Annotated in this window: 22 protein-coding genes; 17 read left to right on the forward strand and 5 right to left on the reverse strand. The window is 67.3% G+C overall.

Annotated elements, in window-relative coordinates:
- Positions 1-38 precede the first annotated feature (38 nt).
- Positions 39-842, forward strand: coding sequence for an isoprenyl transferase (locus ON40_RS08845; RefSeq protein WP_040820501.1), 804 nt, complete (start codon positions 39-41; stop codon positions 840-842).
- Positions 839-1,252, forward strand: coding sequence for a hypothetical protein (locus ON40_RS08850; RefSeq protein WP_040820502.1), 414 nt, complete (start codon positions 839-841; stop codon positions 1,250-1,252). Before ON40_RS08845 ends, ON40_RS08850 begins: the two co-directional genes overlap by 4 nt.
- A 17-nt stretch (positions 1,253-1,269) precedes the next feature.
- On the opposite strand, the gene ON40_RS08855 is transcribed toward ON40_RS08850, so the two are convergent.
- Both ON40_RS08855 and ON40_RS08860 read right to left on the reverse strand, forming a co-directional pair.
- Positions 1,270-1,695, reverse strand: a complete 426-nt coding sequence (locus ON40_RS08855) for a Fur family transcriptional regulator (RefSeq protein WP_040820504.1) — start codon at positions 1,693-1,695, stop codon at positions 1,270-1,272.
- A 3-nt stretch (positions 1,696-1,698) separates the two neighbouring features.
- Positions 1,699-2,115, reverse strand: a complete 417-nt coding sequence (locus ON40_RS08860; protein WP_245567721.1) for an ArsR/SmtB family transcription factor — start codon at positions 2,113-2,115, stop codon at positions 1,699-1,701.
- 156 nt (positions 2,116-2,271) lie between these two features.
- Between ON40_RS08860 and ON40_RS08865 the strand changes: the two genes are divergently transcribed.
- The 10 genes from ON40_RS08865 (at position 2,272) to ON40_RS08910 (ending at position 11,962) form a co-directional block, all read left to right on the forward strand.
- The gene (locus tag ON40_RS08865; protein WP_040820506.1) at positions 2,272-3,663 is read left to right on the forward strand and encodes a glycine--tRNA ligase; all 1,392 of its coding nucleotides are present in this window, start codon (positions 2,272-2,274) and stop codon (positions 3,661-3,663) included.
- A gap of 94 nt (positions 3,664-3,757) precedes the next feature.
- The gene (locus tag ON40_RS08870) at positions 3,758-4,678 is read left to right on the forward strand and encodes an NADP-dependent oxidoreductase (protein WP_040820508.1); all 921 of its coding nucleotides are present in this window, start codon (positions 3,758-3,760) and stop codon (positions 4,676-4,678) included.
- A gap of 86 nt (positions 4,679-4,764) precedes the next feature.
- Entirely contained in the window at positions 4,765-5,700 is a 936-nt protein-coding gene (locus ON40_RS08875; protein WP_051192862.1) for an ABC transporter ATP-binding protein, read from the forward strand.
- Between the two features lies 1 nt (position 5,701).
- Positions 5,702-6,487: an ABC transporter permease gene (locus ON40_RS08880; protein WP_040820511.1), complete on the forward strand. Its 786-nt coding sequence runs from the start codon at positions 5,702-5,704 to the stop codon at positions 6,485-6,487.
- An 85-nt stretch (positions 6,488-6,572) separates the two neighbouring features.
- Entirely contained in the window at positions 6,573-7,787 is a 1,215-nt protein-coding gene (locus tag ON40_RS08885) for a sensor histidine kinase (RefSeq protein ID WP_245567722.1), read from the forward strand.
- Between the two features lie 82 nt (positions 7,788-7,869).
- The gene (locus ON40_RS08890; protein ID WP_040820762.1) at positions 7,870-8,475 is read left to right on the forward strand and encodes a response regulator transcription factor; all 606 of its coding nucleotides are present in this window, start codon (positions 7,870-7,872) and stop codon (positions 8,473-8,475) included.
- 45 nt (positions 8,476-8,520) lie between these two features.
- The gene (locus tag ON40_RS08895; protein ID WP_040820513.1) at positions 8,521-8,934 is read left to right on the forward strand and encodes a VOC family protein; all 414 of its coding nucleotides are present in this window, start codon (positions 8,521-8,523) and stop codon (positions 8,932-8,934) included.
- A 128-nt stretch (positions 8,935-9,062) separates the two neighbouring features.
- A complete protein-coding gene (locus tag ON40_RS08900; protein WP_040820515.1) occupies positions 9,063-9,737 on the forward strand; it encodes an MBL fold metallo-hydrolase in 675 nt (224 codons plus the stop codon).
- Positions 9,738-9,960: 223 nt separating this feature from the next.
- On the forward strand, positions 9,961-10,656 hold the full coding sequence (locus ON40_RS08905; RefSeq protein WP_040820516.1) for a YdcF family protein: 696 nt from the start codon (positions 9,961-9,963) through the stop codon (positions 10,654-10,656).
- Between the two features lie 16 nt (positions 10,657-10,672).
- Positions 10,673-11,962 carry a deoxyguanosinetriphosphate triphosphohydrolase gene (locus ON40_RS08910; protein ID WP_051192864.1) on the forward strand — a complete coding sequence of 430 codons (1,290 nt, stop codon included), beginning with the start codon at positions 10,673-10,675 and terminating at the stop codon, positions 11,960-11,962.
- A gap of 122 nt (positions 11,963-12,084) precedes the next feature.
- On the opposite strand, the gene ON40_RS55990 is transcribed toward ON40_RS08910, so the two are convergent.
- The gene (locus tag ON40_RS55990; protein WP_218008757.1) at positions 12,085-12,525 is read right to left on the reverse strand and encodes a hypothetical protein; all 441 of its coding nucleotides are present in this window, start codon (positions 12,523-12,525) and stop codon (positions 12,085-12,087) included.
- Between the two features lie 343 nt (positions 12,526-12,868).
- Here ON40_RS55990 and ON40_RS53160 point away from each other — a divergent pair, with 343 nt between their 5' ends.
- The 3 genes from ON40_RS53160 to dnaG all read left to right on the forward strand — a co-directional run bounded on the left by ON40_RS53160 (position 12,869) and on the right by dnaG (position 15,274).
- The gene (locus tag ON40_RS53160; RefSeq protein WP_169541839.1) at positions 12,869-13,165 is read left to right on the forward strand and encodes a thioesterase family protein; all 297 of its coding nucleotides are present in this window, start codon (positions 12,869-12,871) and stop codon (positions 13,163-13,165) included.
- Positions 13,089-13,268: a thioesterase family protein gene (locus ON40_RS55995; RefSeq protein ID WP_051192867.1), complete on the forward strand. Its 180-nt coding sequence runs from the start codon at positions 13,089-13,091 to the stop codon at positions 13,266-13,268. Before ON40_RS53160 ends, ON40_RS55995 begins: the two co-directional genes overlap by 77 nt.
- Positions 13,269-13,342: 74 nt before the next feature.
- Positions 13,343-15,274, forward strand: coding sequence for a DNA primase (gene dnaG, locus ON40_RS08925; protein WP_040820518.1), 1,932 nt, complete (start codon positions 13,343-13,345; stop codon positions 15,272-15,274).
- 21 nt (positions 15,275-15,295) lie between these two features.
- On the opposite strand, the gene ON40_RS08930 is transcribed toward dnaG, so the two are convergent.
- Complete coding sequence (locus tag ON40_RS08930; RefSeq protein WP_040820519.1) at positions 15,296-15,541, reverse strand: hypothetical protein; 246 nt, start codon at positions 15,539-15,541, stop codon at positions 15,296-15,298.
- 273 nt (positions 15,542-15,814) lie between these two features.
- Between ON40_RS08930 and ON40_RS08935 the strand changes: the two genes are divergently transcribed.
- Together ON40_RS08935 and ON40_RS08940 are read left to right on the forward strand one after the other, a co-directional pair.
- Positions 15,815-17,569, forward strand: coding sequence for a cutinase family protein (locus ON40_RS08935; RefSeq protein ID WP_051192868.1), 1,755 nt, complete (start codon positions 15,815-15,817; stop codon positions 17,567-17,569).
- 258 nt (positions 17,570-17,827) lie between these two features.
- Positions 17,828-18,379: a YaeQ family protein gene (locus ON40_RS08940; protein ID WP_040820522.1), complete on the forward strand. Its 552-nt coding sequence runs from the start codon at positions 17,828-17,830 to the stop codon at positions 18,377-18,379.
- Between the two features lie 4 nt (positions 18,380-18,383).
- On the opposite strand, the gene ON40_RS08945 is transcribed toward ON40_RS08940, so the two are convergent.
- A complete protein-coding gene (locus ON40_RS08945) occupies positions 18,384-18,845 on the reverse strand; it encodes a PPOX class F420-dependent oxidoreductase (protein ID WP_040820770.1) in 462 nt (153 codons plus the stop codon).
- Positions 18,846-18,890 lie beyond the last annotated feature (45 nt).

Consider the following 18,890-nt stretch of genomic DNA (forward strand, 5'->3'; position numbering starts at 1 on the left):
GTTCGGAGCCCTCGGGAGCTATCGGGCAGGATGGGGGCGTGATCGGTAATCGCACCCAGAACGCTGACGCACCGTCCACCCGCACGATTCGTCCGCCGTCGCCGCATCCCTCGGGGGCGCGGCCACCGGAGATCCCGGCCGAATTCGTGCCCCGCCACGTGGCGCTGGTGATGGACGGCAATGGCCGCTGGGCGCAGGATCGCGGCCTGCCGCGCACCGCGGGCCACGAGCGCGGCGAGGCGGTGCTGATGGACACCGTCGAGGGGTGTATCGAGATCGGCGTGAAATGGCTGTCGGCCTACGCCTTCTCGACCGAGAACTGGCGGCGCAGCCCCGAGGAGGTTCGCTTCCTGATGGGGTTCAACCGCGACGTGATCCGCCGCCGTCGCGACGAGATGCACGAGATGGGCGTGCGGGTGCGCTGGGCCGGACGGCGGCCGCGGTTGTGGCGCAGCGTGATCAAGGAACTCGAGGTCGCGCAGGAGCTCACCAGGGACAACACGGTGATGACCCTGACGATGTGCGTCAACTACGGGGGTCGCGCCGAAATCGTCGATGCGGCAAGGGAGATCGCGCGTCGCGCGGCCGCGGGTGAACTGGATCCGGAGCGGATCAGCGAGACGAGTTTCGCCAAGTACCTGGACGAGCCCGATATGCCGGACGTGGACCTGTTCCTGCGGCCCTCGGGTGAGCTGCGTAGTTCGAATTTCCTGATCTGGCAGTCGGCCTACGCCGAATTCGTCTATCAGAACACGCTTTTCCCGGATTTCGACCGACGCGACCTGTGGGCCGCCTGCCTGGACTACGCCAAGCGCGACCGCCGGTTCGGTGGCGTCAAATGAGCGAGGACACCACCGACACCACCTCGGACCTCGAAGCGCGAGCCGGGGCCTGCCTGGCGCACTACGGCAACGTCGACGTTCGCGTCGAGGAGAAGGCCCTGGGTTTCGAATACGAGGGCGCGCTGTGCTCGCTGCGTGCGGTGAATCTGGCCCCCGGCCTGGACGTGCTGACCCTCACCGCGGTGCTGGCCTGGGATCGACCGTTCAAGCCGCAACTGCACAAGCGCGTCGCCGAACGCAACAATGCCCTGCAGTTCGGTTCATTGACGGTGATCGGCCACGAGAAGTTGGCCGACGTCATCCTGCGCTACACCTTCCCGGCCGCGGGTCTGGGTGACGAGGCTCTGGCGACGATGTTGCTACTGGTCCTGTCCGGCGCGAGCCGAGCCAGGCAGGGGCTGGTGCCCTGACCGGCCGACGCGCAGCATCAGCGTCCGGTCGCCGCGCATTCGCAGCAGGTGCCGAAGACCTCCATGGTGTGGCTGATATCGGTGAAACCGTGCTGGCGGGCGACGGTCTGGGCCCAGGCTTCCACGGTCGGGCCCTCGACCTCCACGGTGCGTCCGCAGTGCCGGCACACCAGGTGGTGGTGGTGGCCCTGGGAGCACTGCCGGTACACCGATTCGCCTGTGTCCGTGCGTAATACGTCGACCACGCCCGCGTCGGCCAGCGACTGCAGGGTGCGGTAGACGGTGGTCAGGCCGATGCCCTCACCACGACGGCGTAATTCGTCGTGCAGGTCCTGTGCGGACCGGAACTCTTCGGTATCACTCAGCAGCGCCGCGATGGCGCTGCGCTGGCGGGTACTGCGAACTCCGACGATCTTGTCTGCTGTGCCCGTCTTGTCCGGCACGGATCACCCTTCCTCGGCATGTGCGACCGCATCGACGACGATGCGGGCGAGATGGTCGTCCACCAGTTCGTAGATCACTTCGCGGCCGGTGCGCTCGCCGCGCACCACCCCCGCCGACTTGAGAATGCGTAGATGCTGGCTCACCAGCGGCTGCGTCACCCCCAGGGTATCGACCAGTTCGTGCACGCAGCGCGGCGACTCACGCAGTTGCAGCACTATGGCGATCCGCACCGGCGCGGCCAGCGCGCGCAGCAGCTCACCGGCACTGTCCAGTACCGGCCGCGTGGGCACGGCGGGCGCGAGCGGCGCGCGATACGGAAACGGGTCGTGCGGGATCGGGGTGGGCGCTTCCACCGCAACGCGGCTGCGACGTCCGGGGACACCACCCTCGCGCGCTGGGGCACCACTGTCGGCGGTCATCGAATCCAACTCCTTATCGGAAACCGATGCCATTATTAGTATGCACACGTGCGCATGTCAACGGGACGCGTGGATACTGCTTGGACCGTGCTCGCGCACTCCCGATACTCTGGGGCGAATCAGTCCCATCACCAGTGCAGAGGGAGAGCTCCAGTCGTGGCACCCAAGTCGAAGGTCGACACCGTCGCCAATCTCGCCAAGCGGCGGGGCCTGGTCTACCCGAGCGGTGAGATCTACGGAGGTACCCGCTCGGCGTGGGACTACGGGCCGCTGGGCGTGGAGCTCAAGGAGAACATCAAGCGGCAGTGGTGGCGGGCCATGGTCACCGGGCGCGACGACGTGGTCGGCCTGGACTCCTCGATCATCCTTCCCCGTCAGGTGTGGGTCGCCTCGGGCCACGTGACGGTGTTCAACGATCCGCTGGTGGAATGCCTGAACTGCCACAAGCGGCATCGGCAGGACCACCTGCAGGAGGCGTACGCCGAGAAGCACAAGATCGATGATCCGGACAGCGTGTCCATGGAACTGATCTCGTGCCCGGACTGCGGCACCGTCGGCAAGTGGACCGAGCCGCGCGACTTCAACATGATGCTCAAGACCTACCTCGGCCCGATCGAGTCCGAGGAGGGGCTGCACTACCTACGGCCCGAGACCGCGCAGGGCATCTTCGTCAACTACAAGAACATCGAGACCACCGCGCGCAAGAAGCCGCCGTTCGGTATCGCGCAGATCGGCAAGAGCTTCCGCAACGAGATCACCCCGGGCAACTTCATCTTCCGCACCCGCGAGTTCGAGCAGATGGAGATGGAGTTCTTCGTCAAGCCGGGCGAGGACGAGCAGTGGCACCAGTACTGGATCGACACCCGCCTGGCCTGGTACACCGACCTGGGCATCGATCCGGAGAACCTGCGGCTGTTCGAGCACCCGAAGGACAAGCTCTCGCACTATTCGACCCGCACGGTCGACATCGAGTACCGCTTCCACTTCCAGGGCAGCGAATGGGGTGAGCTCGAGGGCGTGGCCAACCGCACCGACTTCGACCTCAAGACGCATTCGGAGCACTCGGGCACCGATCTGAGCTTCTACGACCAGAATTCGGGCGAGCGCTACATCCCCTACGTGATCGAGCCCGCGGCCGGTCTGACCCGCTCGCTGATGGCCTTCCTGATCGATGCCTACACCGAGGACGAGGCGCCCAATGCCAAGGGCGTGATGGAGAAGCGCACCGTCCTGCGGCTGGATCGTCGTCTGGCCCCGGTGAAGGTGGCGGTACTTCCGCTCTCGCGCAACGCGGATCTGTCGCCGAAGGCGAAAGACCTTGCCGCGCAACTGCGTAAGAACTGGAACATCGATTTCGACGATGCCGGGGCGATCGGCCGCCGCTATCGTCGGCAGGACGAGATCGGTACGCCGTTCTGCATCACCGTCGACTTCGACACGCTCGAGGATCAGGCGGTCACGGTGCGTGAGCGTGATTCGATGGCGCAGGAGCGTATCGCCCTGGACAAGGTCGAGGGTTATCTGGCTCAGCGTCTGATCGGAGCCTGAGCGTTCGATCGGACCCGAGTCGGCGGCCCGGAAATATTCGGGCCGGGAGGTGCTGTTCGGTTACGTCGTAGACGTCGCAGACAGGAGATGCACCATGGCGCAGGCAGTCAGGTTCGATCGTTACGGGGATGTCGACGTACTGAACGTGGTCGAGGTGCCGGATCCGGTGGCGGGTCCGGGCCAGGTCGTCGTTCAGGTGGTCACGGCGGGAATCAACCCGGGCGAGGGCAAGATTCGCAACGGCTCGCTGCACGAACGCTGGCCCGCGAAGTTCCCGTCCGGGCAGGGCAGTGACCTCGCCGGACGGGTGGTCGCGGTCGGCGAGGGCGTGAGCGCGGTCGCGGTCGGCGACGAGGTGCTCGGCTTCACCAACGAGCGTGCGAGCCAGGCGACGCAGGTGGTCGTGCCGGTGGAGCAGATCGCGCCCAAACCCGCCGAATTGTCGTGGGACGTGGCCGGATCGCTGTTCGTGGCCGGGACGACCGCCTTCGCGGCGGTACGTTCGGTGAGCCCGGAGGCCGGTGACACGGTCGTCGTGTCCGGTGCGGCCGGTGGCGTGGGTTCGCTTGCGGTGCAACTGCTTCGGGCTCGGGATGTCACGGTGATCGGGATCGCCGGGGCCGGTAACCACGAGTGGTTGCGGTCGCTGGGCGTGCTCCCGGTGGCCTACGGCGAAGGGCTGGCGGACCGGATCCGGGTCGCCGCGCCCGACGGTGTGGACGCGTTCATCGATCTCTACGGGCCGGACTACGTCGAGCTGGCGATCGAACTGGGCGTGCAGCCGGATCGCATCGACACGATCGCCGATTTCGCCGCCGTGGCGAAGTACGGGGTCAAGGCCGAGGGCAACGGTGCGGCCGACACCATCGACGTGCTGTCCGAACTGGCCGATCTCGTCGTCGCTGGGACTCTGCGGGTGCCCGTGGCGGCGGTCTATCCGCTCGCCGAGGTGCGCGCCGCCTACACCGAACTCGAGCGTGGGCACACCCACGGGAAGATCGTCCTGCATCCCTGATCGGCGGGTGGACCATGACAGGTGTCATGGGGGAGTCGTGACGGACGGCGGAGGTGTCATGGCCTCGCGCGCCGCAGACTCGAACCATGACAACGGCACTCACCTCCGGCTCGGCGCACCGGACCGCCGCCGTCCCGGCGATCGAGATTCGCGGACTGCGCAAGACCTTTCGCACCTCCGCCGGACCGGTCCGCGCGGTCGACGGGCTCGATCTGGTCGTCGCACCGGGTGAGGTCGTGGCCTTCCTCGGGCCGAACGGCGCGGGCAAGTCCACCACCATCGATATGCTGCTGGGCCTGCTGCGCCCCGACGAGGGACGGATCGGCGTCTTCGGCGGCACACCCGATCAGGCCATCGCGGCGGGCCGGATCTCCGCGGTCCTGCAGACCGGCGGGCTGCTGCCGGATCCGACCGTCGCGGACACCGTGCGACTGGTCGCGAGCCTGCACAGCAATCCGCGTCCGGTCACCGAGGTCCTGGTGCGCGCGGGCATCGACGGCATCGCCGGCCGGATGGTGGGCAAATGCTCCGGCGGCCAGCAGCAGCGCCTGCGATTCGCGTTGGCGCTGTTGCCGGATCCGGATCTGCTCGTCCTCGACGAGCCGACCGCGGGCATGGACGTGGAGGGTCGTCGCCAGTTCTGGAACGCCATCCGCGCCGATGCGCGCGGCGGACGCACGGTCGTGTTCGCCACGCACTATCTCGACGAGGCCGACGCCTACGCCGATCGGATCGTGCTGGTGCGCAACGGAACCGTGGTCGCGGACGGCAGCGCGTCGGCGATCAAGAACCTCGCCGCCGGGCGGGTCGTGTCCGCCACCCTGCCCGACGCCGATCAGGCCGGGCTGCTGGCCATTCCGGGCGTCGAGCAGGTGGAACAGCGCGGTGATCGAATCCTGGTGCACGCCAAGGATTCCGACGCCGTCGCCCGTTATCTGATCACCGCCACCACGGCCGTCGACCTGGAGATCACCGGCCACAACCTCGAGGACGCCTTCCTCGCTCTCACCGGAGACCACTGATATGAGCACCCTAACCCTGGGAAATGGCTTGCCCGCCGGTGGAATTCGCCGCGGCGGATTCAGCTGGGAATTCTTCGCCCTGGAGTTGCGCCGCATGCTGCGCAATCGGCGCACCATGATGATCGCGCTGATCGTGCCGCCGCTGGTGTTCCTGTCCTACGGGACCCAATCCGGATTCCGTACTCAGGTATACGGTTCCGGGAACATGACCGCGTACGCGATGGTGTCGATGGCGCTCTACGGCGCGATGTTGTGCACCACCAGCGGCGGTGCGACGGTCGCGGTGGAACGCGCATCGGGCTGGAGCCGCCAGTTGCGGCTGACCCCGCTGCGCCCGATCCTCTACATCGCGACCAAGATCATGCTCGCCATGTTGCTCGGATTCTGTTCCGCCGCAGTGGTGTTCATCCTCGGTGCGGTGCTCGGCGCACATCTGCCGGCGGTGGCCTGGGTGAGCTGCTTCCTGATCGTCTGGGCCGGATCGCTCATCTTCGCCGCGCTCGGATTGTTCCTGGGCTATCTGCTGCCCGCGAGCAGCATCATGCAGATCCTGGGCCTGCTGCTGGCCATCCTGGGTTTCGCGGGCGGACTGTTCTTCCCGCTGCACGGCTGGATCGGCGACGTCTCGCGAGTGTTCCCGACCAACGGCGTGGCCACCCTCGCCCGCATCCCGTTCGGCGGCTCGAGTGGCCTGGCCATCGCCCTGGCCGTGTTGAACGTGCTGTTCTGGGCGGTGGCGTTCACCGTCGGCTCGACGATCCTGTTCCGCCGCGACACCGCCCGATGAGCATGTCCCGGCCGGGAACCACCGGTGCGTCCGTCACGCCCGGGTCCGAGGTTCGCCCGGGTGTGACGAGGATGGGTTAGCTTCGATGGATGATCCGATGCGCGGGGGTAGGGCAGGGTTGCCGATGCCGGTGAGGGCCTGGTTCGCCGCTGTGCTGCGGCCGATATCCGGCGTCCTGGATCGTCTGGCGGGCGTCGGCACGCCCGATGTGTCCCCGGTTCGCCGTGGCTGGTTCGGCGCGGTGATGGCGACGGTGTGGTTGTTCGGGCTGTTCGCGCCGATCACCCAGCGATGGAGTGAGGGCCAGCACCTGCGGGCGGGGATCGCGGGTGCCTGCGTGATCGTGTTCGGTGCGGTGGTCGCGTTGTCGTTCATGCTGTTGCCGCAGCCGGGGTGGGACGGTGGGCTGCTGATCCGCACCGTGGATCGGCGGGCCTGGCTGATACTCGGTGTGCTGGGTGCGCTGAGCGTCGCGACGCTGCTCCTGCTGGGCGGTCCCGGCGTCGCCACCCTGACCTACCTGGCGACGATGTCCATATTCCTGCTGCCCTCGCGCGAATCCGCGCGCTTCGTGTTCGCCTACGCGATCCTCATGCTGGTCGTGCCGATGATGGTGCCCTCCTGGCGTTTCGGCGGCGTCCCGTTCTATCTCGCCGCCATCCCGGTCCTGATCTGGGGCGGGCGAGAGATCGGAATTCGCCGTCGGCGCACGGTCGAACTGGAGCGGCGGCAGCGCGCCGAGATGGCCATCATGGAGGACCGCAACCGGGTGGCCCGCGACGTGCACGACATCCTCGGGCACTCGCTGACGGTGATCACGGTGAAAACCGAACTGGCACTTCGTCTGATCGATCTCGATCCGGAACGCGCGAGGGCCGAGATGTCCGATGTGGAACGGCTCGCTCGCGAGGCGCTGGCCGGTGTACGCGATACTGTCGGCGGACTGCGCGAGGTCTCGTTGGCCGGTGAGCTCGCCAACGTCCGAACGGCCTTGGGGGCGGCCGGAATCGAGGCGGAACTGCCCGACGGTGACTTCGGTGACTACCGGCCGATCTTCGGCTGGGTGTTGCGCGAGGCGGTGACCAACGTCGTGCGGCACAGCGCCGCCTCGCGCTGTACGGTGCGGGTGAGCCCGTCGCGCATCGAGGTGATCGACGACGGCACCGGATTGCGCCGGAATGCCGAATTCGGTTCGGGCCTGGCGGGATTGCGCGAACGGGTCCGCGCGGAGGGCGGTGCGCTCACCCTCGCCGCCGCCCCCGGGGGCGGGCTGCGGGTGTCCGCCGACTTCCCGGAATGAGCACCGTGCGAACGGATCACGGTACGCACCCCACAGGACCGGAAGGAGATCCGCCGATGCGCGGTGAACGGAGGTGGCCGCGGTGATCCGTCTGCTGCTGGCCGACGATCAGGCCCTGGTGCGAGGTGCGCTCGCGGCGCTGCTCGGGCTGGAATCGGATCTCGAGGTGGTCGCCGAGGTCGGCCGCGGTGACGAGGTGCTCGAGGCGGTCGAGCGCAGTTCGCCCGACGTGGTGCTGCTGGATGTGGAAATGCCCGGGGCGGACGGGATTTCGGTCGCCGCGCAGCTGCATGCGAGCCGTCCGGAGGTGCGGATCCTGATGGTCACCACCTTCGGCCGCCCGGGATATCTGCGCCGCGCGATCGATGCGGGGGCGAGCGGATTCGTCGTGAAGGACACGCCCGCAAGAGAATTGGCGGATGCGGTGCGCCGGGTTCATCTCGGTCTGCGAGTGGTGGATCCCGCACTGGCCACCGAAACCCTGACCTCGGGCACCTCACCCCTGACCGCCCGCGAACGCGAGGTGCTGGCCGCCGCGGTCGACGGTTCCACCGCGGGCGCGATCGCCGCCCGGCTGCACCTGTCCGAGGGCACGGTCCGCAATCACCTGTCCGCGGCCATCGGCAAGACCGGCACCCGCACTCGCGCCGAGGCGATCCGGGCCGCCGAACGTCAGGGCTGGCTGTAGTGCCGGGGCTGGTCGTAGCGCGGGCGACCGGCGTAGGTTCGTGACGTGCATCTGACTCAGATCCGGCTGATCGTGGACGATTTCGCGGGTACCGCGGAGTTCTATCGCACCGTCGTCGGACTCGAACCGCAGGTGGCCGATCCCGCGCCGCCGTACATCGCCTTCAAACCGGCGCTGGGCAGCAGTCTGTGTCTGCACGAGCGCGGCGATCTGGACGCCATGCTGGGCGAGCTGCTCCGGCCGGGTCGGGGCGATACCGCGATGGTGTCGCTGCGCGTCGACGATCTGACCGGATATCTCGACGACATCACCGCCCGGGGAGCCGAGATCGCCGCGGGGCCGGTGGTTTTCGGAGATCGGATCCGGTGCGCGTATCTGCGCGATCCGGAGGGCAATCTGGTCGAGATCCAGCAGTGGCTGACGACGCGCTCGGGCGAGCCCGTCCCGCCCGCGAGCTGATCGGTGGTGCGCCCGGCGGGCCCGCAGGCGGTAGCGGAGCGTCACCACGCAGGGCCCTCGGAAGCACCTCGGGTTCAACGCTGCCGCGAGCCGGGCGCGTTGTCGGTGCCGGTGGTTACGATCGAACCGTGATTACCCTGGACGCATACACCGGCCATGTCTCGCCGGGGTCGAACCCGCAGCAGCGCGCGGTACCGGGCGCGCGCATCGTCAAGATGTCCGTCGGACAGATGGACAACAACGCCTATCTGGTGCAGGACACCGCGACCGGGGCGAGTCTGCTGATCGACGCGGCGAACGAGCCCGAGCGCCTGCTGGAGCTGATCGGCCAGGAGGCCGCCGGTCGGCTGGAGCTGATCATCACCACACATCAGCATCCCGATCACTGGTTGGGCCTGGAGAAGGTGGTCGACGGGACGTCCGCGCCCACCGCCGCACACGAACTCGACGCCGCACCGCTGCCGGTCACCCCCGACCGGTTGCTCGCCGAGGGCGATATCGTGCGGGTCGGTGAGCTCACCCTCGAGGCGATCCATCTGCGCGGGCACACACCGGGTTCGGTGGCGCTGGTGCTGACCGACGGGGCCGGGCGGATTCACCTGTTCACCGGTGATTCGCTGTTTCCGGGCGGTGTGGGGCGCACCACGTCCCCGGAGGACTTCGATTCGCTCTACGGCGATGTCACCACCAAGCTGTTCGACCGTTTCCCCGACGAGACGATCGTCTACCCGGGCCATGGCGACGACACCACCCTGGGTTCGGAGCGTCCGCATCTGGGCGAATGGCGTGAACGCGGCTGGTAAAGAACGAACTCGGCCGAAAACACGGCCGCGCACATGAGCGCCACGCACCTTTCTCGCAACGCGCCCAGCGGCGAAGCGTCTTTGTCCGCCGGAACAGTCAGGCCGGTAACGCCAACACCAAAGGTTTTCGGCGCGGGCAGCGCCGAAAACCCGCCGGAGCGAAGCGGAGGCCAAAAATACGTGCCGCAATCTCGGCGTGATCGAACCCTGGCACACTCGGGGAATGTCCTGGGCCCCGACTCGTCCCGCACCGTCGCCCGCCGTCCGGGCGGCCGCTCGTCCGCGCCGATCCTCCTCGGCGGGGCGCTGGGTGCGTCGTGTGATCGCGGGCAGCGTGCTGGCCGCGCTGGTGCTGATCGGCGGGACGGCCGTTCGGGTGTGGCAGGTGGCGCGGATCGACGACTACTCGCATGCCGATGCGATCCTCGTGCTGGGTGCCGCGCAGTACGACGGGACGCCGTCCTCGGTATTCCAGGCACGGCTCGGCCAGGCCTACCGGCTGTTCGGGAAAGGTATTGCGCCACTGGTGATCACGGTCGGCGGCAAACGTCCGGGGGACGAATACACCGAGGCCGCGGCGGGCAAGATGTATCTGACCGATCACGGGGTTCCCGCCGATCACGTGCTGGCGGTGGAGACCGGTTCGGACACCCTGGAGAGTATCGATGCGGTCGCCGGCGCCATGCGGTCGCGGGATCTGTCGTCGGTGGTGCTGGTCAGCGACCCGTGGCATTCGATGCGCACCCGGACCATGGCGCGCGATGCGGGTCTGGATGCCTGGACCGCGCCCACCCGCACCGGCCCGGCGGTCTACACCCGCGAATCGCAGTTCCACGGCATCGCCCGCGAGACCGTGGCCCTGCTCTGGTACAAGCTGACCCACTTCCCCGCAGACTTCAAATACACTGCGGAGCAGTGATTTCCGAGGAGATGTGATGACCGGCGGCCTCCCCGGCGGATCGGCCGAGCGCGGCGTCGCGCAGGCGTACACCGCGCAGGATCATGAACGCATGGTGACCGAGTCCGCCAAGAGCGCGGGACTGAGCTGGTCGCCGATCGCCGAGCGGCGCAGCGATTTCGCCCGTGACCGCGCCCGGGTGCTGCACTCGGCCGCGCTGCGCCGTCTCGCGGACAAGACACAGGTCATGGGCCCGCGCGACGGCGATACCCCGCGTACCCGGCTCACACACTCGCTGGAGGTCGCCCAGATCGGCCGCAGTATCGCCGAGGAACTCGGCTGCGATCCGGATGTGGTGGATCTGGCCGGGCTGGCACACGACATCGGGCATCCGCCCTACGGTCACAACGGTGAGCGCGCACTGGACGAATTCGCCTCGGCCTTCGGCGGTTTCGAGGGCAATGCGCAGAACCTGCGCATCCTGACCCGGCTCGAACCGAAGGTGTTCGGTACCGACGGGCAGAGCTTCGGGCTCAACCTGACTCGTGCCGCGCTCGATGCGACGATCAAATACCCTTGGGGCAGAACGGATTCGGTCCGCAAGTTCGGCGTCTACCCGGCCGACGCGGACCGGCTGGACTGGGTCCGCCGCGATGCGCCGCCGCGCCGGCAGAGCCTGGAGTCGCAGGTGATGGACTGGTCCGACGACGTCGCCTATTCGGTGCACGATGTCGAGGACGGGGTGATCGCGGGCCGCATCGATCTGCGTGCGCTGGCAGATCCGGCCGAGCAGCGCGCTCTGGCCGAACTCGGTCACGCCCAACATCGCGACCTGTCCATCCATGATCTGATCGCCGCGGCGCAACGCCTGTCCGAACTGCCGGTGATCGCCGAGGCGGCCGGATACGACGGCACCCTGCGCGCCTCGGTGGCGTTGAAGCGGCTCACCAGCGACCTGGTCGGCCGCTTCGCGACCGCCGCGGTGGCGGCCACCCGGGATGCCTGGGGCGGTCGTCGGCTGTCCCGCTACACCGCGGATCTGGAGGTGCCGCCCATCGTGGCCGCCGAGGTCGCCATGCTCAAAACGGTTGCGCTGCGCTATGTGATGTCCGATCCGGAACACAACAAACGTCAGGCCGCCCAACGCGAGCGCATCCACCTGGTCGCCGACCACCTGCTGGCCGACGCCCCGCACACCCTGGACCCGGTCCTGCTGCCCTGGTGGAACGCGGCGGACGATGACGCGTCCCGCACCCGCGTCATCGTCGACCAGATCGCCTCCTACACCGAAAGCCGCCTCGAACGAGTCGCCACCACAATCGGATAGAAACCGGCGCTGAATTCTGCCGCCAATTCTCGCGATATTTTCCGGGACGGTATCGATGTGATGCGCGACGCGTATTTTCCCGGTCGCTCATCGGCGATTTATCGAAATCGAACCGCGCGGGCTCAGAAGAATCCGCCGCCGCCCATATCGCCGCCGAATCCGCCGAATCCGGGGCCGCCCATGTGGTGATGGTGGCCGAATCCGTCCAGCAGGGTATCGGCGAGCAGCGCGCCGCCCACGCCCGCAGCACCGGCGACGAGGGCGGTCTTCCACCACGGCGAGCTGTACCAGCCGGGGGACACGGCGCGTCCGCCGACCATGCCGCCACCGTAGTAGTACGGTGTCGATGCGCCTTGCCGGTTCGAGCCGACGTACTCGTTACCGTCGATGACCACGCGGTTCTGTGCCGGAACCGCATCCACATACGGTATGGGCTGCGGCCGCGCCGCCCGTGACCGCCGGGTCATCGAGGCGATCAGAAATCCGGCCCCCACCGCGAGAGCGAGCAGAATCAAGAGCCCCATCGCGAAACCTTTCTCCATGTTCAGGTCGATAGCAGTCATATTCGCGGCGAACAATGGGTCCGGTGCTTGATTGCGCTGTGAGCGGGCTGTATTTCCGGAAAATATGAGACGCGTCACTCGGAAACCTGACAGTTCACACCAACGATCCTCCAATTCGAACCACCGAATCTGGATCCCGGCAGTATGAATCACCCCGAATGGTGATTCATGATCCCGACAGAGAGGTAAACACCATGTTCCACAGCATCTGGCAGCCCTTCACCGACTTCTTCCACCCCTTCGTCAACAATTTCAGCAACTTCAACCAGGGCTGGTTCCAAGGCTGGCGCCGCTGACCCACACTTCAACCTGGATTGAAGTATTTCGGCGGTAGATTCCAGGTATGGCAGGTGATGCGGATTTGGCGCGGGTCGCCGCGCTGATGGCGGATCGGGGGCGCGCCACGATCCTGGCCATGCCGAGGGTGTTCGCCACCGGATTCCTGGTCGGTTTCGCCGAGTGGGCGCGCATCGATGCGCTCGCGCCGCACCTGGACGGGCCCGACGAGCAGACCGTGGGCACTCGAATCGACATCACCCACGACGCACCCAACCCCCGAAGGAATGAACGTGGTCGCCCGGGTTCGTCTGGAGCGGGTGGCCGGGCGGCGACTGTTCTTCGAGGTCCAGGTCGACGATGAGGTCGAGACGATCGGCCGGGGCCACCACGAACGGTATGTCATCGACCGAAAACGCTTCGATGCCAGGACGATCGGAAAGTTCGAGCACAGCGTCCGCCGATAGCCGATCGAGGCCGTGGCGAAGGCCGGGACGCGCGGAGAGTTGTACGTATTCCGGGCCCGCTAGACTCGGACCTCGTGGCCGGTAGACTTCCTGATCGCGATATCGCGGCAATTCGTGAGCGGGTGCGGATCGAGGATGTCGTGGGGGAGTACGTCGCGCTCAAGCGGGCGGGGGCCGATTCGCTCAAGGGGTTGTGCCCGTTCCACGACGAGAAGTCGCCGTCGTTCCATGTGCGGCCCAATCACGGGTTGTTCCACTGCTTCGGGTGCGGTGAGGGCGGCGATGTGTTCGCCTTCCTGCAGAAGATGGAGCACGTCGGATTCGTCGAGGCCGTCGAGCAGATGGCGGACCGGATCGGCTACAAGATCAACTACGAGGGCGGCGGGACCTCGGTGCAGCGCGATCGCGGCACCCGGTCGCGGCTGGTCGCGGCCAATGCCGCCGCGCACGAGTTCTATATCGCGCAGTTGCGCGAGCCCGAGGCCGAGACCGCGCGGAAGTACTTCACCGATCGGCATTTCGACGCCGCCGCCTGGCAGCAGTTCGGCTGCGGCTACGCGCCCGGCGGCTGGGACTCGCTGACGAAACACCTGCTGCGCAAGGGATTCACCGTCAAGGAACTCGAGGCGGCGGGCCTGTCCAAGCCGGGGCGGCGGGGGCCGATCGACCGGTTCCACCGGCGGCTGCTGTGGCCGATCCGCAACCTCGGCGGAGAGGTGATCGGCTTCGGCGCGCGGCGGCTGTTCGACGACGATCAGATGACCGCCAAGTACATCAACACCTCGGAGACGTTGCTGTACAAGAAGTCTCAGGTGCTGTTCGGACTCGACCACGCCAAGCGGGAGATCGCCAAGGGGCGTCAGGTGGTGGTCGTGGAGGGCTACACCGATGTGATGGCGATGCATATGGCCGGGGTAAAGACGGCTGTGGCGTCCTGCGGTACCGCCTTCGGCGGCGAACATCTGTCGCTGCTGCGCCGCCTGCTGATGGACGACACCTGGATGAGCGGTGAGTTCATCTACACCTTCGACGGTGACGAGGCCGGTCTGGCCGCGGCGCAGAAGGCGTTCGCGGGCGATCAGAAGATCGCCATGCAGACCTATATCGCCATCGCGCCCGACGGCCAGGATCCGTGCGAGTTGCGGCAGCATTCGGGCGATGCGGCATTGAAGGATCTGGTCGCGCGCCGGATCCCGCTGTTCGAGTTCATCGTGAAGGGCTATCTCGCGCAATACGATCTGGATTCCGCGGAGGGGCAGGTCGAGGCGCTGCGGCGCACGGTGCCCGTGGTCGCCCAGATCACCGACAACGCCACCCGCAAGGCCTATGCGACGCGCCTGGCGGGCTGGATCGGCTGGGACGACATCCAGATGGTGGTGCGCCGGGTCGGCGACGAGGCGCGGCGCAATCGCGCCCAGGGCAACGGGGCTGCGGCTGCCGGCCGTCGGTCCGGTAGCGAGGCTCCGGCGGCGCAGCCCGCGGCCGAACGCCCGGCGGCGCCGCTGAATCCGAACGATCCCACGCTGCTGCCGCAACGTCAGGCGCTGGCCGCGGCATTGCAGTATCCGGCGCTGGCCGGTCCGGCGTTCGACGCGATCGAGCCCGAGGCGTTCACGCATCCCACCTACCTCGCCGTGCGTTCCGCGATCACCGAGGCCGGGGGAACCGCCGCCGGAATCGGCGGCGCGGAATGGGTGGCCCGGGTCGCCGATCACACCGACGATCTCACGTTGCGCGCACTGGTCTCCGAACTGGCCGCACTGCCGCTGCCGATCAAATCGATCGATGACGTCCAGCGCTTCATCACCGGCGTGCTCGCGCGCACCCAGGAGGCGTGGGTGGGCCGTCAGGTCGCCGAGCTGAAGTCGAAGCTGCAGCGCATCTCCTCGACCGAGCAGTCCGAGGCGTACATGGCCCTGTTCGGCGATCTGGTCGCGCTCGAGCAGTACCGCAGGAGTCTGCAGGCTCAGGCCATGGGGAATTCGGGCGACTTCGCGGTCAACTGACGCGCGGCCGAGAGGTTGCGCTCAGCCGCGCAGCTGATCGTGCGGCACCAGGACCGTGGTGCGCTCGTCGATCGGTTCCATCGGCTCGAGCTTGGGTTGCGTGCTGAGCTTGTCGGACAGCTTCTGACGGCCGACCTGGACGAGCTTGCGGGTGACCGGGCTCTCGGTGATGGCGCGCGTGGTCTTGCTGATCTGCTCGTAGCGGACCCGTCCGGCCTTCGCGCCGAGTATGTACCCGGCTGCAACACCGATGATCAACCGCAGCATGTGCTCGAGCTCCCTCCAGTTGCCTGTCCCGCGCCGTACATCCTGCCCGACATCCGGCTCGGCTGTCGATCCGGCACCGGGTCGGGGGTGTGCGTGCGGAGCACACGATGCCACAGGGGTGCGACAGGAATCGTGGCATCCCGCGGGCATCCGGATTTCGGTCGATTGTCCAGTCCTCGTAACGCCCGGCGCTTCCGTGACGACGTTCCGTATGGCACATGGTCCTCGGGGAGGCCTGTTCCTCCACTCGTCACTTCGGAATGGGGATCGGGCATGTCGTCTCGTGAATTCTGGGCACGCAAACGTAAATTCGTTGTGCGCCATCGTATTACGGCGGCGGTCGCCGCGCCCGCGATATTGGGCACCGCGGTCGCCGTCGCGGTCGCGGTACTGCCGGACGCCGGTCCGCGCACGACCGCGCCGCGGCTGATCGCGTCGGTCACCGACTGTCACGACATGGTGACCATCTCGGTCGCCGGGCGCAACGACAGTCCGTCGGCGAGCACGACGAAACTGCTGGTCGGGGCGGACGGCAAGGAGTTGCCCGCCGCGCTGTCGGACGACTATCACAGCCAGTGGGTCGACCCGGTGGTCAACGCGCCGAACGGCAAGGTCGATCCGGGCTCGTACGCCGCGGTCTACATCGCCTATCCCGCGAACATGAACAGTTACGAGGACGCGGTGAACGCGGGCGTGGCGAATACCGAGAAGGTGATGGAGCAGATCAAACAGGCCTGTCCCGCAACGAAATTCGCGATCGTCGGCTACAGCGAGGGCGCGGATGTGGTGCGCCGGGTGGCCACGCAGGTGGGGCATCAGGAGCCCGCGAAGGACGGCTCGTACGCCATCGTGGATCCGGCCAACGTGACCGGTGTGGTGATCCTCGCCGATTCGGGTCGATCCGCGGGTGACGGTCCGTTCCCCGGTGCGCAGAATCCCTACAGCAACCCCGATGGCTTCGATCAGAAGTATCAGAACGGCACCACGCCGATCTCCGGTCAGGGCGCGATGCCGGACAACAGCGGTGATTTCGGTTCGCTCGACGGCAAGGTCGCCTCGTTCTGCTCGGAGGGCGATCTGACGTGCGCGGCGCCACAGAACATCTCGCTGCTGCAATTGGCGGCCAATGTCGGGCGGCAGTTGAACGTGGACGCCCTGCAGGCCGACGGGCTCACCCCCGCGACCGGGCAGGACGTCGCGACGGTGCTGGCTCGCATCGGCTACAACGCCTTCGAGTACATCCGGTCCCAGCCGAATTGGATGGCCAGCAAGGAAACTCTGCTCCAGGTGCTGCTGAAGGTGTCCGACCCGGAGTACAAGCCCGGACAGCAGCAGGCGGATCCCGCTCCGGCACAGTCGATCTCGACCGATCAGCTGGCCCCGCTGGCCTATCTGCCGCAGAAGGTGCTCAACGAGGTCGTCGGGCTGATCGTGACCAATCAGAACACGATTCCGGTGATCCTGAGCGATCCGTACCAGCTCACCCTCGGCCCGAACGGCACCGGGCACCACTTCGACTACTGGCGTGATTCGAGCACCGCCGACGGAAAGCCGTTGACCTCCGCCGAATACGCCGCCGCCTGGCTCACCCACCTGGCCCAGCAGGCCCAGGCCGGAAAGCAGATCGACACCACCTCCAAGCCCACCTCCACCGACGTCGCCGCCGCCTACAAGGCCGCCGCCGAAACCCAGGCCGCCCCGACGACCACGGCGACCCCCGCGACGACGACAACTCCTACGACGACGACAACTCCTACGACGACGACAACTCCTACGACGACGACAACTTCGGCCGTCCCGACGACGACAACGGCCCCGGCCACCACGACAACCGCGCCCACCACGACAACCACCGAGCCGAAGGCGACCACCGAGCCCAAGACAACCGAAGTCGCCCGAACCTCGGAAACTCCGGCGCCGACGACCACCACATCTCCCACCGAAACCCGAAGCGTGACAACCACGCAGAAGGAAACCGCCACCCCCACAACCCGTCCGAAGGAACCGGCGACCGCGGGCGCGCACTGATAGCCACGCGAAACCCCTCCGAGGGCCCACAGGGCAGTAATCCGCGTATGCGCCCCGTACTCGGACCGCTCAGGGCACGACGACCCGGTCGGTGGATTCGCTGCCACAGGAGAATCCGAAGCACGCGGTCGTCGGCGAGATTCGCTTCGAGAAGCTCGTTCGGTAATCCCGCCGGAGCATCGCGCACGCAGGATGCTGGAGACGTCTGCGACCCGGTCGGGCGGCGCCCGCGACGGTGGGGGCTAGGCTCGGGGACTTGTGGCACTCGGCGCAACTCTGTATACGTTCACGGTCCAACTGGCCGATGTGGATCGCGGGATCTACGACGACTTCGAGTTGCGGGTGGCGCGGCATCCGTCGGAGACGGCGGAATTCATGGTGACGCGGGTGCTGGCGTACTGCCTCGAGTACGAGGAGGGGATCGCGTTCAGCGACGGTGGAGTGTCCTCGAGCGATGAGCCCGCGGTGCTGGTGCGTGATCTCAGCGGCCGGTCGATCGCGTGGATCGAGGTCGGCGCACCCGACGCCGATCGGCTGCATCGCGGCAGCAAAGCGGCTGATCGGGTGGCGGTGTACACCCATCGCGATCCGGCCAAGCTGTTGACGGCGTTGTCCGGCAAGCGGATTCACCGTGCGGCGCAGATTCCGGTGTACGGCGTCGAGCGGGCCGTGATCGATTCGGCCGTGGCCGCGCTCGACCGCCGCAACACCCTCGGCGTATCGGTCACCGAGCGGGTGCTCTATCTGGATCTCAACGGCGTCTCGCTGAGCACGCCGATCGCCGAATACCGGATCGAGAGTCCGGCCTGACGCCTCAGGCGTCCTTCGGCGGCGGGAATCCGCCGGTGGCGACGGGGCCCCAGCGTTCGATGTGGATGCGGATCAACGATTTGTTCTGCTTGGCCATCGCCTCGCGGTACTCGTCCCAGTCGGGATGTTCGCCGGAGATGCAGCGGAAGTAGTCGACCAGCCCGTCCAGCGCCTCCGGCATGTCCAGTACCTCGGCGCGTCCGTCGACCTGGACGTACGCGTCGTTCCACTCGTCGGACAGTACGCAGATCGATACCCGGGAATCCCGCCGCGCGTTGACGGTCTTGGCGCGGCCCGGATAGGTCGACACCACGATGCGTCCCTCGGAATCGACGCCGCAGGTCACCGGTGACATCTGGGGGCTCCCGTCGGCGCGGGAGGTGATCAGTACGCCACGGTGCCGAGGCCGCAGGAACTCCAGCAGCGCGGTCAGTTCGACACGGTCGGCGGTAGCGATACGGGGCATAGGGTGATTCTCCTCGATGGTTCGAATCGGAACCTTCATCATGCC

It is taken from the genome of Nocardia jiangxiensis NBRC 101359, from assembly GCF_000308615.1.
In the GTDB taxonomy this organism is placed as follows: domain Bacteria; phylum Actinomycetota; class Actinomycetes; order Mycobacteriales; family Mycobacteriaceae; genus Nocardia; species Nocardia jiangxiensis.

What these genes read in the sequence shown, in the direction of transcription:
- ON40_RS08850 (WP_040820502.1), top strand. Translation starts at nt 839, where the DNA reads ATGAGCGAGGACACCACCGACACCACCTCGGACCTCGAAGCGCGAGCC.
- ON40_RS08860 (WP_245567721.1), bottom strand. Translation starts at nt 2,115, where the DNA reads ATGACCGCCGACAGTGGTGCCCCAGCGCGCGAGGGTGGTGTCCCCGGA.
- ON40_RS53160 (WP_169541839.1), top strand. Translation starts at nt 12,869, where the DNA reads ATGGCAGGTGATGCGGATTTGGCGCGGGTCGCCGCGCTGATGGCGGAT.
- ON40_RS08875 (WP_051192862.1), top strand. Translation starts at nt 4,765, where the DNA reads ATGACAACGGCACTCACCTCCGGCTCGGCGCACCGGACCGCCGCCGTC.
- ON40_RS08905 (WP_040820516.1), top strand. Translation starts at nt 9,961, where the DNA reads ATGTCCTGGGCCCCGACTCGTCCCGCACCGTCGCCCGCCGTCCGGGCG.
- ON40_RS08935 (WP_051192868.1), top strand. Translation starts at nt 15,815, where the DNA reads ATGTCGTCTCGTGAATTCTGGGCACGCAAACGTAAATTCGTTGTGCGC.
- ON40_RS08885 (WP_245567722.1), top strand. Translation starts at nt 6,573, where the DNA reads ATGGATGATCCGATGCGCGGGGGTAGGGCAGGGTTGCCGATGCCGGTG.
- ON40_RS55995 (WP_051192867.1), top strand. Translation starts at nt 13,089, where the DNA reads ATGAACGTGGTCGCCCGGGTTCGTCTGGAGCGGGTGGCCGGGCGGCGA.
- ON40_RS08930 (WP_040820519.1), bottom strand. Translation starts at nt 15,541, where the DNA reads ATGCTGCGGTTGATCATCGGTGTTGCAGCCGGGTACATACTCGGCGCG.
- ON40_RS55990 (WP_218008757.1), bottom strand. Translation starts at nt 12,525, where the DNA reads ATGACTGCTATCGACCTGAACATGGAGAAAGGTTTCGCGATGGGGCTC.
- ON40_RS08870 (WP_040820508.1), top strand. Translation starts at nt 3,758, where the DNA reads ATGGCGCAGGCAGTCAGGTTCGATCGTTACGGGGATGTCGACGTACTG.
- ON40_RS08945 (WP_040820770.1), bottom strand. Translation starts at nt 18,845, where the DNA reads ATGCCCCGTATCGCTACCGCCGACCGTGTCGAACTGACCGCGCTGCTG.
- ON40_RS08910 (WP_051192864.1), top strand. Translation starts at nt 10,673, where the DNA reads ATGACCGGCGGCCTCCCCGGCGGATCGGCCGAGCGCGGCGTCGCGCAG.
- ON40_RS08880 (WP_040820511.1), top strand. Translation starts at nt 5,702, where the DNA reads ATGAGCACCCTAACCCTGGGAAATGGCTTGCCCGCCGGTGGAATTCGC.